We start from the raw sequence: 12,538 nt of genomic DNA, 5'->3' as shown, positions 1-12,538 counted from the left end.
ATAGGCTCATAGCTCAAAAATTTGCCCTAGGGGAAAATAAAAGTTTGGCAATAGGGGAGATGTCAACGTATAGCTATAGCTGTTTCCAAAGGGAGTGAGATATTTTCAAGAGGCATAGGCTATACTCAAAGCGTCATGAATGTTACTCAAGAATATGAGCTATAGCTTGGACTTACGAGAGCGGGTTGTCTCCTATATCAAGCAAGGTGGCAAAATCAGTGAAGCGACTCAAATTTTTCAGGTGAGCCGCGCCACTATCCATCGCTGGCTGAAGCGAGACGACTTAGCCCCCACAGTTGTCCCCCGTCGTCCTTGGAAGCTGGATTGGGCGGCCTTAGCAGCCGATGTTGCTGCCCATCCCGATGACCGTTTAATCGACCGTGCCCAGCGATTTGGCGTTCAAGTTTCCACCATTAGTTATGCCCTCGACCAGATGGGCATCACCCGCAAAAAAAACAGATACGTTACCAAGAACGGTGTGAGGCAGAGCGACAAGCGTATCAACAGCAGCTCGACACATGGGTAGAGAGTCACGGCGAGGAAACGGTGGTGTATATTGACTAGCCAAGGCTGCTCACTGATCGGGGTGATTCCTTGAATGACATTAGCGGTAATTCCCAATTCCCGTGTCAAAATTTGCGGCACGATCGCGATCGGATCCTGATCCGACCCTACTCTGCCACCGGGAAAATCCACCGTAACTCGCTGAACCCCCACCCGAAAGGTTAGCGGCAGGCAGATTAAATCCTTCCCTTGCAGCGGCAGGACAATCACCGAGTCCGCCTTTTCTACCCGCCAGTATTCTAGGGTTTCACCTGTGTCCGTCAACCACTTCTCGGCAATCAAGGTCACCCACTTGGATTGAATGCGTACCCGTTCATCGAGCGATCGCCAATTCACTGTTGCCACTCTTCAGGAACTTGGGCTATTTTCTCATGCCCTGTGGGGGCGTAGACCGGTCTGCCGAGGGGACGGTAGGGCAGGGTGCCATTTTCATAGGCCTGAATCCGCTGGCGAGCAATGTTGACATAAGTGGGTTCCTTTTCACAGCCCATCGCCCGCCGATTGTGCATTAGGGCAGCCAAGAGGGATGATCCCACCCCCATATAGGGGTCAAAGACCCAATCCCCTTCATGGCTGAGGGCGAGAACGCACCGCTCCACTAACTCAATGGGAAACTGGCAGGGATGCAATGTTTTTTCAGGATGATTGGACTTGACATTGGGAATATCCCACACCAGTTCTTGCCAATCCTGAAGAACGATTTCCCAGACATCGGATGGATTTTTGCCCAAGGGATTGCCCGAGGGTTTGCCCTTATTGGGACCTTTGAAATGGCGTTTCCCCGGATATTTGGCTGGAATACGCACGGCATCCAAATTAAAGATGTAGTGATCGGACTTCGTGAACCAGAGAATCGTTTCATAGCGGCCAGAAAAGCGCTTTGTGGCATGGAGACCATGGCCAAATTTCCAGATGATGCGATTGCGCAGCTTCAAACCCAACCGCTTGAACAGGGGATAAAACAAAATATCCAAGGGATACACCTCTCCCCCTTGAACAAAATTCCCCACTTGCCAGCACAAACTTCCCTCTGGCCGCAGCACTCGATATAGCTCGGCAATCACTTGGCTTTGGCTTTGGAGATAGTCCTCAATCGCCACCGGCGTTTCATAGGCCTTGCCGAGGTTGTAGGGCGGCGACGTAAAGATGAGCGTCATGGCCTTATCCGGCACCTGACGAATCACCTCACAGACATCTCCACTGGCAACGACTAGCTTAGCCTCTGGAGAAAAACGCTCTTGAATGTGCTGGCCAGAACTCAATAACTATAAGCCATCCTTCCCTGTACCGCCAAAATACCATATTCGTAATCCTGAGATAAAAAAAGAGGCCGACCCCTAGGGAGTCAGCCAGCGGATTACTTGGGAACGCGCGCTAGACAGTACAAAGCAATTGGCAACAGGATTAGCTATGCACCACAAGCTTGACGTTGGCGTTCTGAAGGCCAGGACGCTTCACCTCAGCCAAGGTTTTGTTGATGGCATATTTTTGGTTGATCGAGTTGATCAGCTCCGTTTGGTTGTGTTTTTTGGCCACACCCCAGAGGTCAGCAATCAGATCAAAGGTGCCATCAGCATTGCGAGACCAGCCCAGATCATACTCGCCATCGAGGACAGCGACGATGTCAGAGCGAACACGTTGGCCATTGTAGCCACGCACATCGGCATTGGTTTTCACCGTAATGCCCAGATCCCGCAGGGACGCTTTCAAGATTTCAGCATCGGTAATTTTCGTACGCAGGGTGCTGAAGTGAGACATGTGGATTTCCTCCAGATTGAGACAGAAACATTGGACTGAATGAACCACAATTTATGGCGAACCAAACCCCTGTGGTCGGGTCTTTCTCCCATCTGCGCAGGGCAGACAGAAGGAAGCTTGTCAAAACTCCAGTCGCTGGTATTCAGCCACTGAAGCAGCCGCCGGACGCGCCCGTTGGCGTGCCCAATCACGCAGTGCCGTGACCTGCTCTTGCATCGTCTTGGAAAGGGGTTGAGTGGCACGGCTAGCGGCAATAATGTCTAACTGGGTAAACTCACGCCCTTGAGCAAAGGCTTCGTACATGGCAGCAATGATGGCCTGCTCAATCTCGGCACCTGAAAAGCCATCACAGATATTGGCGAGTTGCTCGAGGTCAAAGCGATCAATGTCGCGGCGGCGCTTGGTGAGGTGAATGCGAAAGATTTCCTTGCGCTCCTCGGCATTGGGCAAATCCACAAAGAAAATTTCGTCAAAGCGACCTTTGCGCAAAAATTCACCGGGGAGCCGTTCGACGCGGTTGGCTGTCGCCAAGACAAAGACGGGAGACTTTTTCTCCTGCATCCAAGTGAGGAAGGAGCCAAAGATCCGGCTTGAGGTACCGCCATCGGAGTCCGAGGAGCCTGCTCCGCCCGCAAAGGCCTTGTCCATTTCATCAATGAAGAGAATGGCAGGGGAGATCGATTCAGCGGTTTTCAGGGCATTGCGCAAATTCGCTTCCGATCGCCCCACCATTGAACCGTCATAGACGCGCCCCATATCAAGGCGCAGCAACGGCAAGCCCCAAAGGCGGGAGGTGGTTTTGGCAATCAGGGACTTCCCACAGCCGGGGACCCCCAAAATTAACATCCCCTTCGGTTGCGGTAAGCCGTATTCACGCGCCTTTTCACTGAAGGCGTTGGAGCGTTGGCGTAACCAGACTTTCAGTTCCTCTAGACCGCCGACCGAATCAATGGTTTCATCCACTTCCATATACTCGAGGATGCCATTGCGGCGGATGAGTTGCTTTTTCTCAGAGAGGATGATGTCCACTTCGGCTTCCGTAAGGCGCCCAGCGGTCACTTTGGCTTTGCGAAAGACTTTTTCAGCTTCATCCCGCGTCAGGCCAAGGGTGGCTTTGACGAGTTTTTCCCGTACTTCAGGGGTGAGGCGGCGATTGCGGGGATCCAGTTGCTCCCCGAGAACCTGATCTAGTTCGTTGATACTGGGTAGGGGGTAGTCAACGACAACGATTTCTTTTTCCAGTTCGACAGGAATCCGCTGCGCTGCTTCTGGGGACATGAGAATAATGGTTTTGTGGCTGCTTTTGAAGCTGGCGATCGCGTCCCGTAAAGAACGAGTCACAGGGGGCGAATCAATGAAGGGGTGCAAATCCTTGAAGACGTAGATGCCCGGTTCCCGTTGGTGAACAACCCATTGAATGGCAGCTTCCGGCGAGACAGTGTTGTGGTGACTGTTGTTGCGGGGATGGCCATACTCGACCATGCCGTGGGTCACTGTCCAGATGTAGAGCTTGCGGGGAGACCGCCCTTGAGGCCCGACTTGACTTTGGGCAATGGTGGCGATCGCCTGCTCAGCCCGCTCTTCTTCAGAGGTCAGGAGGTAGATCAACGGATATTGCGCTTGGATGAGGATACTCAATTCTTCTTGCACAGCAATCACCTCCTTCTTTCAAGGCTGACCCAACACCCCCGCCACTAGCGGGCAGACACCAACTCGACGGAGAGCGAAGGAACACTGAGGCTGTCGTCATCAATCACTGTGGGCTGATTGACCAAGGCCGTTAGCTCATCCCCCCGCAGGACAAGGGCACTAGCACACTCTGGGCAGTGGTAAACCCGATGCACATTGCCATGCTTTTGCTCGGCATATTCCGCCAGTACGTCTGGGTGAGCCAGCAGAAATTCAATGGCACGTTCAGCAAGGGTGGACATCGTTTCCTGCTCGACGACAGCGGCAATCTTGAGCTGGCGGTGCACATCGGGGGATAGATACAACGTAACCTTTTGCTTATCTTCCATAGGGGTTAGAGACGTACCTAGGTATGTGTGCCAGTGTAGTGAGCCGATCCGAGGGGTGTCAAGGTGAAATGCTGTCAAAACGGCAAAATCGTAACATTTAGTTACATTAAGCCCCGCGTGCTTAAAACTCAGTTACAGGGCTGAGGGCATCATATCGAATTGAGTGGCGATCGCCAGCCGTACCCCATTGACAAAATCCCACCCCGATTGGGCTTTGCGACCACTCAAGTGCACTTGACTCAGCAGCAGGCGACCCTTGCCCGTCTGTACCACGGGGCCCCATCCCTTAATTAGCTCTACCACCGTACCCGGGGCGGAAGCTGCCTCAGGCTCACAAACAAAAGACTGTAAAGGTTCCGGTAATTCGGCCCTCACTTCGGGCACCAATGGCCACGTTTGCAGCAGTTTCAAGGGGGTGTCTTGCCACTGGGTATAGGCATAGGGGTAAAAGGCGCGCACTTGGTTGTGAAGGGCTAGGGCCGATCGCCCCCAATCAATGGCATAGTCACTTTTTTGAATGAGCGGTGCGTAGGTAGCCTCAGCGTCGTTTTGGGGTTCGGGTTGAAGCTGTGGCAGTTGCTGCAAGGTTTCTAGTAGGAGGTCGGCACCGATGTCACTGAGCTTGGCACTGAGGGTAGCAGCGTTATCTCCTAGATGAATCGTTACTTTGCGCTTCAGGAGCATTGGGCCTGTGTCCATACCCGCATCCATGCGCATCGTCGTCACGCCGGTTTCCCCTTCGCCATGGTAGAGTGCCCACTGAATGGGAGCGGCACCGCGATACTTCGGCAGCAGCGAGCCGTGGATGTTGATGCAGCCGTAACGGGGAATCTCAAGGATCGACGGGGGCAGGATTTGACCGTAGGCCACCACCACAAAGACATCAGCGCCTAGCGATCGCAAGACCTCAGGCAGCTCTGGATCCCGACGCAGACGTTCCGGCTGCCAAACTGGTAACCCGTGACAAAGGGCTAAGGCCTTGACCGGAGAAGGCGATAATTGGTTGCCCCGTCCCCGTCGGCGATCGGGCTGGGTGACCACCCCCAACACTTGATAGGTCTCTGTTTCCAGCAGCCGTTGTAGCGGCGCAAGGGCAAACTCCGGTGTGCCAAAATAAATGATTTTCAACCGCTGCCCACTCCCTGCAAAACGTCAACTGCTGGTTTAGAGAGTCTCAGGAGCGTCATCCTCAGAAGGGGTGAGGGCTTCCCCACCATCACTAGCGCCGTTCAGATCTTCTTCCGTCGCTTGGGAGCCACCACTAATGACCGCCAAATCCACCTGCTGGCGGTAGGAATCCACATTTTTAATCAGGACTTCCACGCGATCGCCCAAGCGGTAGCGCAAGCGGTTACGCCGACCCGTCAAGGTTTGGGCATGGGCACGGTATTCATACCAGTCATCCTTGAGGGAGCTGACGTGGACTAAGCCCTCAACATTAAAGTCAATCAGTTCCACAAAGAAGCCATAGGACTGCACGCCGGTAATAATGCCCGAACGCACTTCGCCGATGCAGGCTTGGACTTGGCGCACCCGTTGTAGCCCCACCAAATCCTTCCAAGCCGTGTAGATTTGCCGCTCCCGCTCTTGGAGGTGGGGAGCTAATTCATTAACGAGGGTGTCCACTTCCCGCTGGGTATCGGTGGTGAAGACGGTCCAATTCACCTGCTCCAAGCAACTGGACTCGCCAAGATTGACGCGCTCTTTTGCCCGTGGCCCGCGGCGATCGCGTCCTTCCATCAGGAGAATGTGTAAAATGCGCTGATTCACAATGTCAGTGTAGCGTTGGAGGGGTGAGCAGAAATGGCCATAGCCCTCGCCAGTGGCCAAACTAAAGTGGAGCAGCGCCACAGCGGCATCGCTGGCGGGTTTGAGTTTATCGAGCAACAGTTCCTGCAACACGGCTGCCAGATCCGAGGTAGCCAATTGTGCCATAAAGCGCTGACAGTCGCGGGGCGTGACCTGCGCGGGATTGTCTAGGCTCAAGGGCAAGTTGAGATTTTGGCAGAGCTTGAGAAAATCCTGCACGGCATAGAGTTCGGGCACAGGCTGCGTGCGGTAGAGAGCCGGTACCCCCAACTTCGCCAAATGACGGGCAAGGAGTTCATTGGCAAGGATCACTAAGCTTGTCCAAGGGGTGACCCTCGGTAGGGGAATGGCGGGGGCGAGACCCTCATCGGCATAGGCAAGGCTCAGGGCATCCGCTGGGGTGACTTCAATACTCCCCCGTGCCTGTCGTTGCTGACTCACGGCATTGGCAAGGTGAATCAGGGCACGCAACCAATCACCGGAAGTATCCCCTAGGGCAAGGGTGGCCGCCACCTGCTCACTGGTGACACAGGCATCAACGCGGATACAACTGCGGTAAATTCTGTAGGACTGAACTTCACCGGCATTGTTGATCACCATCAGCAGCGAAATGGCAGCGCGATCGCCCCCCGGCAGCAAGCGCAACCTCTCCAATTCCTGCGGCAAGAGGGGCAAACTCAGTTCAGGGGTGGCGAGGGTCATACCCTGACGGCGAGCAGTGCGATCCAGCAGTTCATCACGGGGGAGCAATCCCCCCACATCGCTAATGTGAATCCCCAACTGCCAGAGATTTTGCTCGAGGGCATCGAGGGAAAAGGCCACTTGGGGTTCTTGGCCGGGAGCCACTAAGGTAATGGTGACCAGTTCCCGCAAGTCTTGGCGATCGCTCAAGTCCAAGGTTTCCAACTGGGCATTTAAGGTGGCGGCTGCTGTCCGCAGGGCGGGGCTAAATTGGCGGACAAGATTATGTTTGCAGCAAATCAAGTCCAAAGCAGGTGCCGATTGGGCATCACTCCCTAGGATCTGGCCAATTTCCCCCGTCGGCAGGTACCCCCCCAAGGGATAGCGGCGAATGTTCACATGCACCAGTTGATCCACCACCGTGGATAGATCGGGGACGAGGTCATTGGGTTCAAGGGCAATTTCAAAGAGCAGGCGATCGTCGAGGGGTGTGGCCCGAAACCCATCTTCGGTCTGTTTCACCCGGGCAATCACCGAGGGGTTTCCCCGCTCAAGGATCAGTTTCACTTCCCCCTCTGGAGATTTCTTGCGGCGGCCTTCACGGGTGACCCGCACCAGCACGCGATCGCCATTCCAAGCAGTGCTGAGTTGATGCTCGCGCACAAAAATATCTTCGGCACCCTCGGTATCCTGAATCGCAAAGCAAAACCCTTTGCTGGAGCAGCGCAGCCGCCCTTCAATCAAGCCATCATCACTGGCGCGGCGATACTTGCCCCGTTCTTTAATAAGCAGACCAATGCGTTCTAGGGCATCGAGGGCAATTTCCAGTTCTCGCTGGCTCTCAGGATCGTCACAGCCGAGTTTTTTTTCGAGAACCTTGGGGGCAACAAATTTATCTTCGCTAAAGTTGGCAAGCAGACTGGCAATCGTAAAATGCATCGGCAACTCGGTGAAGGGAGGGCAATAGTGGATGTAGCGTTGTTGGTGTCAAGTATCCAAACTGTAGCTTATCACAGTTGCGGAAGCATCCTAGGGGATCCCCAATCTGTCCTAATAATTATGGCGCGTTGATTCTGGGCACGAAACATCCTAGATTTGAGGAATGGCGATCGCCCGCATCAATTACTGTTCTCAATCGTTGTCCATCCAGTTAAGGCATCTATGAATCAGTCTGAAATTCTCGAAAAAGTAAAAGCCATTGTTGCCGATCAACTCAGTGTTGATGCAGAAAAAGTTGTGCCCGAAGCAAGTTTTGCCGAGGATCTCAATGCTGACTCCCTTGACTCCGTGGAGTTGATCATGGCACTTGAGGAAGCGTTTGGTGTGGAAATTCCCGACGAAGAGGCGGAAAAACTGAAAACCGTCCAAGATGTCCTTGACTTTATCAACAATAAGGTAGCTGCATAGATCCATGGCAAAGGCGCACCAAAAACGGGTCGTTGTCACGGGGATGGGGGCAATTACCCCCCTCGGCAACACCCTTGCGGAGTATTGGGAAGGGTTAATGGCCGGTCGCAACGGCATTGATTACATCACGGCTTTTGATGCCAGTCGTCATGACTGCCGCATTGCGGGTGAGGTGCGTGGCTTTGATCCCACCCTCTACATGGATCGCAAAGATGCCAAACGCATGGATCGCTTTGCTCAATTTGCCGTGGCTGCCAGTAAGCAAGCCCTTGCAGATGCCCAATTGACGATTGACGAGGGCAATGCCACTGACATTGGCATCATTATTGGTACGGGTGTGGGCGGGCTAAAGGTGATGGAGGATCAGCAGGAGGTCTATCTCACCAAGGGGCCCGATCGCTGTAGTCCCTTTATGATCCCGATGATGATTGCCAATATGGCCGCCGGACTCACCGCCATTCACACCGGTGCCAAAGGCCCCAATTCCTGTTCCGTGACCGCCTGTGCAGCGGGTTCCAATGCCATTGGCGATGCCTTCCGCATGGTGCAGCACGGTTATGCCAAGGCGATGATCTGTGGCGGTACTGAGGCAGCGATTACTCCCCTATCGGTGGCGGGTTTTGCGGCAGCCCGTGCCCTGTCCACCCGCAATGATGACCCCCACCATGCCAGCCGTCCCTTTGACCTCAACCGCGATGGCTTTGTCCTTGGGGAAGGGGCAGGCATCTTGATCCTTGAAGAATTGGAATTTGCCCTTGCCCGGGGGGCACGCATCTATGCAGAAATGGTGGGCTATGGCTTGACCTGTGATGCCTACCACATGACTGCTCCCTCACCGGGGGGAGAAGGGGCGGCCCGTGCCATTGAAGCCTGCCTCAAGGATGGGGAGATTGCCCCGGATCAGGTGAGCTATATCAATGCCCACGGTACAAGCACCCCCGCCAACGACAGTACGGAAACTGCCGCCATTAAACGTGCCCTTGGTGAGGAAAATGCCCGTCGCGTTCCCGTGAGTTCGACAAAATCCATGACGGGGCACCTCCTAGGGGGGTCAGGGGGTATTGAGGCGATCGCAACGGTGATGGCAGTTGCCCACGATCGCATCCCCCCTACAATTAACTTGGAGCAACCGGATCCTGCCTGCGATCTGGACTATGTTCCCCATCAGAGCCGGGCTTGTCCGGTGACGGTGGCTTTGTCCAACTCCTTTGGCTTTGGTGGGCACAACGTCACGTTGGCCTTCCGCAAATTTACTCCCGATCGTTAACTGTCTGCTGCAAACCCAATTAGAGAGAGAAAGCAATGCCTGCGGTGACTCAATCCCTTGATGAACTCTGTATTAATGCGATTCGTTTCCTAGCGATCGATGCGGTGCAAAAGGCCAACTCCGGGCACCCCGGCCTACCCATGGGGGCAGCACCCATGGCCTATGTGCTGTGGAACCAGTTCATGCGGTTTAACCCCAAAAATCCGCAGTGGTTCAATCGCGATCGCTTTGTCCTTTCGGCGGGTCATGGCTGTATGTTGCAGTATGCCCTGCTCTACCTCACGGGCTACGACAGCGTCACCATCGAGGACATTAAACAGTTTCGCCAATGGGGATCGCGCACACCCGGTCACCCGGAAAACTTTGAAACCCCCGGTGTGGAGGTGACCACAGGCCCTCTCGGTCAAGGGATTTGTAACGCCGTTGGCTTAGCAGTGGCGGAAGCCCACTTAGCGGCTCGCTTCAACAAGCCCGATGTCAAACTAGTGGATCACTACACCTACGTTATCCTTGGCGATGGCTGCAACATGGAGGGCATCTCCGGCGAAGCCTGCTCCCTTGCGGGTCACTGGGGCTTAGGCAAACTCATTGCCCTCTACGACGATAACCACATTTCCATTGACGGTTCCACCGACATTGCCTTTACAGAGGATGTCTGCAAGCGCTTTGAGGCCTATGGTTGGCACGTGCAGCACGTCGCCGATGGCAATACGGATCTTGCGGGCATTGCCAAAGCCATTGAAGCGGCCAAAGCCGTAACCGATAAACCTTCACTCATTAAAGTCACCACTACCATTGGCTATGGTTCCCCCAACAAAGCCAACACCGCTGGGGTGCACGGCGCTGCTCTTGGGCCTGAGGAAGTCAAGCTCACCCGCGAAAACCTTGGCTGGAACTATGAGCCTTTTGTTGTCCCCGAGGATGTCCTCAACCACTTCCGCAAAGCCGTGGAGCGCGGTGCTAGCTATGAAGCGGAGTGGAACCAAACCCTCGCCACCTATCGCCAAAAGTATCCTGAGGAGGCTGCCGAATTTGAACGGCTGCTGCGGGGTGAGCTGCCCGCCAACTGGGATGCCAATCTGCCGAGCTACACTCCTGAAGATAAGGCTGTGGCCACCCGCAAGCATTCGGAAATTTGCCTGAACGCGATCGCCCCCAATCTGCCGGAACTCATTGGCGGTTCTGCCGACTTGACCCACTCCAACCTCACCGAACTCAAGTGCTCCGGTGACTTCCAAAAAGGCCAGTACCAAAATCGCAACATTCGCTTTGGCGTACGGGAACACGGCATGGCCGCCATCTGCAACGGCATTGCTCTCCACAATTCCGGCTTGATTCCCTACTGTGCCACTTTCTTGGTCTTTGCCGATTACCTGCGGCCTGCCCTGCGCCTCTCAGCCCTCTCCCAAGCGGGGGTGATCTATGTGATGACCCACGACTCCATTGCTCTTGGTGAAGATGGCCCTACCCACCAACCCGTGGAAACCTTGGCCTCATTGCGTGCCATTCCCAACCTACTGGTGATCCGTCCTGCCGATGGCAATGAAACCTCGGGTGCCTACCAAGTGGCCGTCCAACGCCGCAAACAGCCAACCCTCTTGGCACTGACGCGGCAAAATGTCCCCAACTTGGCCGGTACCTCTGCGGCCAATGTCGCCAAAGGTGCCTACACGCTGGTAGATTGTGCAGGGACACCCGATTTGATCCTGATTGGCACCGGTTCAGAAGTCTCCCTCTGTGTCAAGGCTGCTGAAACCCTGACGGCCAGTGGCAAGAAGGTGCGGGTCGTGTCCATGCCCTCTTGGGAACTGTTTGAGGAGCAATCCCCTGAGTACAAAGCCAGTGTGCTCCCTGCGGGGGTAAAACGCCTTGCTGTAGAAGCGGCTTCGAGTTTTGGTTGGTGCCGCTATGCCGATGCAACGGTGTCGATCGAGCGCTTTGGTGCCTCGGCTCCCGGTAACGTCCTCATGGAGAAATTTGGCTTCACGGTGGACAATGTGGTGGCCAAGGCCAATGCCCTGCTTGGCTAAGTTGCCGGTGGTACGCCTTTAGACGGAAAATATCAATAGATGCTCAGGGTGGGGGGTATAACTCTCTGCCCTGTTTTGCTTTTTTTGAGTTTTTTTTGAGAACGCCCTATGCCACGTCGTCGGAAAAAATTTCCCTGCGGCCACCAAGGCTATGGTCAGGTTTGCCACTACTGCGCTCAGTTGATCCAAGCAAAAGCTCTAGAGGTAGCAGAACGGGAACAGGCACGACTGGCACGGCAGGAGTGGGAGGCCACCTTTGCCAAGGATGTGGTGGATCTACAGGGATTGCCCAAGTGGATTGTCCTCAAAGCCCGCCAAGTGATTGCAGAACTCCTTGCAGGGGCCGACTATCGCCAGTTCAAGGGCAAGCGCCTGAATCACGATCGCCGCATTATTAGTATTCCCCTGAGCTATGACTATCGCCTCATCTGCTATGACACGGGCGATCGCATTGAACCCCGTAGTGTGCTCTCCCACGAAGCCTACAATGTCAAAAAACCCCTCGCTTAGTCTCATGACGGCCAACACAGATCATCCTTGGTATGCAGCGGCACAACTGATTCAACCGGCACTGATTCGCCTGCTTGATCATCTGCGGCGATCGCTAGAAACTTCCCCTTGGCAGGGCACCTATGAAACCGTTGAGATTCCCTGTGGTGAAGCCGAACCACAAATTCTCTACTGGCTGCACTTACGTCAGGGCGATCGCCAAGAGCGGGTGAACCTGTGGGAGCTGTGCTACCAAATTTGTTTTCAGCAGTACACCCCAGAACTCGACTACAGCGGCATCCATGACTTTCAGGTGGGGGAGGTGCAAGCTGACCTCAGCCTCTTTGACCCTGCTGGGGAGGTGGACTGGCACAAGCTCGATCAGAAGGCAGCACAGGTGGTTGCCGCCCTATTTGCCGGCTTAGATCCCCCTTAATTTTAATTTTTTGTAGAAAATTAACCAAGGCTGCCACAGGGAATGCCCCACGGCGACCCGCTGCATGGTATGCTCCAAT

13 protein-coding genes are annotated in these 12,538 nt (G+C 54.7%); 6 read left to right on the top strand and 7 right to left on the bottom strand.

The features are described from left to right. Nucleotides 1–139: 139 nt before the first annotated feature. Nucleotides 140–526 (top strand): IS630 transposase-related protein, encoded by a 387-nt coding sequence (locus RHJ02_RS13160; protein ID WP_206200062.1) that lies wholly within the window; start codon nt 140–142, stop codon nt 524–526. Here the strand turns inward: RHJ02_RS13160 and RHJ02_RS10155 are convergent. The 7 genes from RHJ02_RS10155 to RHJ02_RS10125 all read right to left on the bottom strand — a co-directional run bounded on the left by RHJ02_RS10155 (nt 418) and on the right by RHJ02_RS10125 (nt 7,769). Beyond that, a complete protein-coding gene (locus RHJ02_RS10155) occupies nt 418–909 on the bottom strand; it encodes a hypothetical protein (RefSeq protein ID WP_206200061.1) in 492 nt (163 codons plus the stop codon). The genes RHJ02_RS13160 and RHJ02_RS10155 overlap by 109 nt on opposite strands. Next, nucleotides 897–1,721, bottom strand: coding sequence for a site-specific DNA-methyltransferase (locus tag RHJ02_RS10150; RefSeq protein WP_206201684.1), 825 nt, complete (start codon nt 1,719–1,721; stop codon nt 897–899). Before RHJ02_RS10150 ends, RHJ02_RS10155 begins: the two co-directional genes overlap by 13 nt. A 247-nt stretch (nt 1,722–1,968) precedes the next feature. Beyond that, a complete protein-coding gene (locus tag RHJ02_RS10145) occupies nt 1,969–2,322 on the bottom strand; it encodes a DUF1257 domain-containing protein (protein ID WP_149819118.1) in 354 nt (117 codons plus the stop codon). 120 nt (nt 2,323–2,442) lie between these two features. Further along, nucleotides 2,443–3,972, bottom strand: coding sequence for an AAA family ATPase (locus RHJ02_RS10140; protein WP_206201683.1), 1,530 nt, complete (start codon nt 3,970–3,972; stop codon nt 2,443–2,445). 44 nt (nt 3,973–4,016) lie between these two features. Continuing rightward, a complete protein-coding gene (locus RHJ02_RS10135) occupies nt 4,017–4,340 on the bottom strand; it encodes a ribbon-helix-helix domain-containing protein (protein ID WP_206200060.1) in 324 nt (107 codons plus the stop codon). 132 nt (nt 4,341–4,472) lie between these two features. Beyond that, nucleotides 4,473–5,468, bottom strand: coding sequence for a methionyl-tRNA formyltransferase (fmt, locus tag RHJ02_RS10130; RefSeq protein WP_206200059.1), 996 nt, complete (start codon nt 5,466–5,468; stop codon nt 4,473–4,475). 36 nt (nt 5,469–5,504) lie between these two features. After that, nucleotides 5,505–7,769, bottom strand: a complete 2,265-nt coding sequence (locus RHJ02_RS10125) for a ribonuclease R (RefSeq protein ID WP_310744514.1) — start codon at nt 7,767–7,769, stop codon at nt 5,505–5,507. Nucleotides 7,770–7,991: 222 nt separating this feature from the next. On the opposite strand from RHJ02_RS10125, the gene acpP reads away from it, so the two are divergent. The 5 genes from acpP to RHJ02_RS10100 all read left to right on the top strand — a co-directional run bounded on the left by acpP (nt 7,992) and on the right by RHJ02_RS10100 (nt 12,459). Then, the gene (gene acpP, locus RHJ02_RS10120; protein ID WP_149819108.1) at nt 7,992–8,237 is read left to right on the top strand and encodes an acyl carrier protein; all 246 of its coding nucleotides are present in this window, start codon (nt 7,992–7,994) and stop codon (nt 8,235–8,237) included. 4 nt (nt 8,238–8,241) lie between these two features. Further along, nucleotides 8,242–9,504 carry a beta-ketoacyl-ACP synthase II gene (gene fabF / locus RHJ02_RS10115; RefSeq protein ID WP_206200057.1) on the top strand — a complete coding sequence of 421 codons (1,263 nt, stop codon included), beginning with the start codon at nt 8,242–8,244 and terminating at the stop codon, nt 9,502–9,504. Between the two features lie 35 nt (nt 9,505–9,539). Further along, complete coding sequence (gene tkt, locus RHJ02_RS10110; protein ID WP_206200056.1) at nt 9,540–11,534, top strand: transketolase; 1,995 nt, start codon at nt 9,540–9,542, stop codon at nt 11,532–11,534. 108 nt (nt 11,535–11,642) lie between these two features. Next, nucleotides 11,643–12,044 carry a hypothetical protein gene (locus RHJ02_RS10105; RefSeq protein WP_206200055.1) on the top strand — a complete coding sequence of 134 codons (402 nt, stop codon included), beginning with the start codon at nt 11,643–11,645 and terminating at the stop codon, nt 12,042–12,044. A gap of 4 nt (nt 12,045–12,048) precedes the next feature. After that, nucleotides 12,049–12,459: a hypothetical protein gene (locus RHJ02_RS10100; RefSeq protein WP_190278265.1), complete on the top strand. Its 411-nt coding sequence runs from the start codon at nt 12,049–12,051 to the stop codon at nt 12,457–12,459. Nucleotides 12,460–12,538: the final 79 nt, after the last annotated feature.

The sequence above is a fragment of the Thermosynechococcus sp. TG215 genome (genome assembly GCF_031583455.1).
Lineage (GTDB): Bacteria > Cyanobacteriota > Cyanobacteriia > Thermosynechococcales > Thermosynechococcaceae > Thermosynechococcus.
Note: the sequence above shows the minus strand (reverse complement) of the source record. Positions and strands in the feature narration are given on the sequence as shown.

Coding starts and splice junctions, on each gene's coding strand:
- RHJ02_RS13160 (WP_206200062.1), top strand. CDS start 140: ATGTTACTCAAGAATATGAGCTATAGCTTGGACTTACGAGAGCGGGTT.
- RHJ02_RS10150 (WP_206201684.1), bottom strand. CDS start 1,721: ATGACGCTCATCTTTACGTCGCCGCCCTACAACCTCGGCAAGGCCTAT.
- RHJ02_RS10145 (WP_149819118.1), bottom strand. CDS start 2,322: ATGTCTCACTTCAGCACCCTGCGTACGAAAATTACCGATGCTGAAATC.
- RHJ02_RS10135 (WP_206200060.1), bottom strand. CDS start 4,340: ATGGAAGATAAGCAAAAGGTTACGTTGTATCTATCCCCCGATGTGCAC.
- RHJ02_RS10125 (WP_310744514.1), bottom strand. CDS start 7,769: ATGCATTTTACGATTGCCAGTCTGCTTGCCAACTTTAGCGAAGATAAA.
- acpP (WP_149819108.1), top strand. CDS start 7,992: ATGAATCAGTCTGAAATTCTCGAAAAAGTAAAAGCCATTGTTGCCGAT.
- fabF (WP_206200057.1), top strand. CDS start 8,242: ATGGCAAAGGCGCACCAAAAACGGGTCGTTGTCACGGGGATGGGGGCA.
- tkt (WP_206200056.1), top strand. CDS start 9,540: ATGCCTGCGGTGACTCAATCCCTTGATGAACTCTGTATTAATGCGATT.
- RHJ02_RS10105 (WP_206200055.1), top strand. CDS start 11,643: ATGCCACGTCGTCGGAAAAAATTTCCCTGCGGCCACCAAGGCTATGGT.
- RHJ02_RS10100 (WP_190278265.1), top strand. CDS start 12,049: ATGACGGCCAACACAGATCATCCTTGGTATGCAGCGGCACAACTGATT.